Origin of the sequence: Sphaerisporangium sp. NPDC088356 (genome assembly GCF_040685555.1) — a bacterium.
Taxonomy (GTDB): Bacteria; Actinomycetota; Actinomycetes; order Streptosporangiales; family Streptosporangiaceae; genus Sphaerisporangium.
The window spans coordinates 1-3,299 of sequence record NZ_JBFBIK010000239.1 but is presented as its reverse complement, the minus strand read 5'-3'; the positions used below and the strand labels follow the sequence as shown (position 1 = coordinate 3,299).

At 68.2% G+C, this 3,299-nt stretch carries 1 protein-coding gene; it reads right to left on the bottom strand.

Features of this window, described 5'->3' with window-relative positions; translation table 11 throughout:
• Nucleotides 1–469: 469 nt before the first annotated feature.
• Nucleotides 470–3,061 carry a valine--tRNA ligase gene (locus AB0O34_RS36455; RefSeq protein WP_363923517.1) on the bottom strand — a complete coding sequence of 864 codons (2,592 nt, stop codon included), beginning with the start codon at nt 3,059–3,061 and terminating at the stop codon, nt 470–472.
• Nucleotides 3,062–3,299 lie beyond the last annotated feature (238 nt).

Here is a 3,299-nt window from a genome sequence, read left to right as displayed (position 1 = left end):
GACCCGTTCAAAGGTCCAAGCTCCGGGGCTTCCATCTCGTTATGTCTTCATCCTACAAGGCCGCTTGACCGGGAGCAAATCGCGTCTTTGTCGACACTTGACTTCCAGCCACCCGAACCCACTAGGATTCAGACCGCCCCGTCTCCAGGGCAACCCTGCTAACTTACCCGATCGAGCGAGCCCTGTCAACTTCCGACTGGCCACTCGAACCAAGGTAGGTCTTTGGGGGTGCAGGAGAGCCTAACACCTCCGGAAGCCGAATGATTCCCGGAGTCTCCGTTCTGATCGAGCGGAGTGCGGCGCCCTGCGAGAAGAACTCTAGCATCGGCGCGACCGTGTCATGAACAACTTGGGTCAGCCCGTGGTTATTCCCAGGTCCCCAACGCCCAAACCTTCCAGTTCGAGCCCTTACGGACCGAAGCGCGAGGAGCCCGCGACCATGGGGGTCACGGGCTCCTGGCAGGGTGTCTCAGCTCGCCGGCAGCGCTGCCAGCTGGGCCTCCAGCCGGGCGATGTCGGCGTCGGCCTGCGCCGCCCTGGCACGGACCTTGACCACGACGTCGTCCGGCGCCTTGGACATGAACTGCTCGTTCGCCAGCTTGGCCGCCGACTGGGCCGCTTCCTTGCGCGCCGAGGCGAGGTCCTTGTCCATGCGCCGCCGCTCTGCGGCCACGTCGATGGCCCCGGCGGTATCGATCTCGACGACGGCGGAGCCCACGGCGAGCCGTGCCGTGGCCGTGAACGACTCCGAGGGGTCCTCCAGCCGCAGCAAGCTCCGTATGGCGGTCTCATGGGCGGCGAGCGCCGTTCTGTCGAGCGTGAGCCTGGCCGCGACCCGCTGGCCGGGCTTCAGCCCCTGGTCCGACCTGAAGCGGCGAACCTCCGTGATGAGCTCCTGCAGGGAAAGGATCTCCCCCTCGGCCGCCCGATCGGCGTACCGCGCGTCGCTGACCGGCCAGGGAGCCACCGTGACGGAAGGGCCCCCGGTCAGCGCCCGCCAGAGCTCCTCGCTGACGAACGGCACAAGCGGGTGGAGCAGCCGGAGCAGCGCGTCGAACACGTGCCCCAGGACCAGGCGCGTGCGGTCGGCCACCTCACCGCCCGACGCGATCTGGATCTTGGCGAGCTCGACGTACCAGTCGCAGACCTCGTCCCACGCGAAGTGGTAAAGCTGATCGGAGATCTTGGCGAACTCGAAGTCCTCGTACCCGGTGTCCACCGCGGCCACGACCGCCTGCAGGCGCGACAGGATCCACCGGTCGGCGACGGTCAGCTCGCCGGGATCGGGCAGCGCGGCCGAGACCGTCGCGCCGTTCATCAGCGCGAACCGGGTGGCGTTCCAGATCTTGTTGCAGAAGTTGCGGGAGCCGGCGGCCCAGTCTTCGCTGATCGCCACATCCGACCCGGGGCCGGCGCCCCGCAGCAGGGTGAAGCGGGTCGCGTCCGCGCCGTACCGGGAGATCCAGTCGAGCGGGTCGACGACGTTCCCGAAGGACTTCGACATCTTCTTGCCGTACTGGTCGCGAACCATGCCGTGGAGCGCGACGGTCTGGAACGGCGGCGTGCCGTCCATGGCGTACAGCCCGAACATCATCATCCGCGCGACCCAGAAGAACAGGATGTCGTACCCCGTCACCAGGACCGTCGTGGGGTAGAAGCGCTCCAGCTCGCGGGTGCGCTCCGGCCAGCCGAGGGTGGAGAAGGGCCACAGGCCCGAGGAGAACCAGGTGTCGAGCACGTCAGGGTCCTGCACGTAGCCGGCGGGAGGCTCCTCATCGGGGCCGACGCACAGCACCTCGCCCTCCGGGCCGTACCAGACCGGGATGCGGTGGCCCCACCACAGCTGGCGGGAGATGCACCAGTCGTGCATGTCGTCGACCCAGTCGAAGTAGCGCTTGGCCAGCTCCGGCGGGTGGATGCGGGTGCGGCCGTCGCGCACGGCGTCGCCCGCGGCCTTCGCCAGCGGCTGCACGTTCACGAACCACTGCAGGGACAGCCTCGGCTCGACCACGGTCTTGCAGCGGGAGCAGTGACCGACGGCGTGGAGGTACGGACGCCGCTCGGCGACCACGCGCCCCTCGGCGCGCAACGCGGCGACCACGGCGGGCCTGGCCTCGAAGCGGTCGAGCCCCTGGAAGGGGCCGTGGGCGGTGATGAGACCGCGCTCGTCCATGATCGCGAGTGACGGCAGCCCGTGGCGCCGGCCGATCTCGAAGTCGTTGGTGTCGTGCGCGGGGGTGACCTTGACCGCGCCGGTGCCGAACGCCGGGTCGACGTGCTCGTCGGCCACGATCGGGATGAGCCGCCCAGTGAGCGGCACCTCCACCGACGTGCCGACCAGGTGGGCATAGCGCTCGTCGGAGGGATGCACGGCGACGGCCGTGTCCCCCAGCATCGTCTCGGCCCGGGTCGTGGCGACGACGATGGACGACTCACCGTCGCCGTAGCGGATCGAGACCAGCTCACCCTCGTCGTCGGTGTGGTCGACCTCGATGTCGGAGAGCGCGGTGAGGCAGCGCGGGCACCAGTTGATGATGCGCTCGGCGCGATAGATCAGGCCGTCGTCGAAGAGCCGCTTGAAGATGGTCTGAACGGCCCTGGAGAGGCCCTCATCCATGGTGAAGCGCTCGCGCGACCAGTCGACGCTGTCGCCGAGCTTCGCCATCTGGCCGAGGATCCGGCCGCCGGACTCTTCCTTCCACTGCCAGACCCGCTCGACGAACGCCTCGCGGCCGAGGTCGTGCCGGGACAGGCCCTCCTTGGCCAGTTCGCGCTCGACGACGTTCTGCGTGGCGATGCCGGCGTGGTCCATGCCGGGGAGCCACAGGGTCTCGAAACCGCGCATGCGGGCCCGCCGGCTGAGGGCGTCCTGGATCGAGTGGTCGAGGGCGTGACCGATGTGGAGGACACCGGTCACGTTGGGCGGCGGCAGGACGATGCTGTGCGGCTCGCGCTCGCTGCCTACGTCCGCAGTGAAGTAGCCCTCCGCCACCCAGCGCTCGTAGCTCTGGGTTTCGACGTCAGCGGGTGCGTACTGGGTTGGCAGCTCAGGCGTTGTCACAGTCACCAATTGTAGGGAGGCCCGCACCTTGCCCGTGTCCTAACCACGGTCTGCCCCTTACCCGATATACGGCCACAGGCCGCCCAAAAACCATATTGGGTATGACTATAAGTACGGCTTCCTCACGCTGAGTGAGCCGGGAGAGCGTATCCGCAGGGCGCGGAGACGTGGGGCCTGGCGCGGTGATGTCCTATATCGCAGTTGTTCCCGCCGGAAAACCGTGATCGCGAGCGGCCGG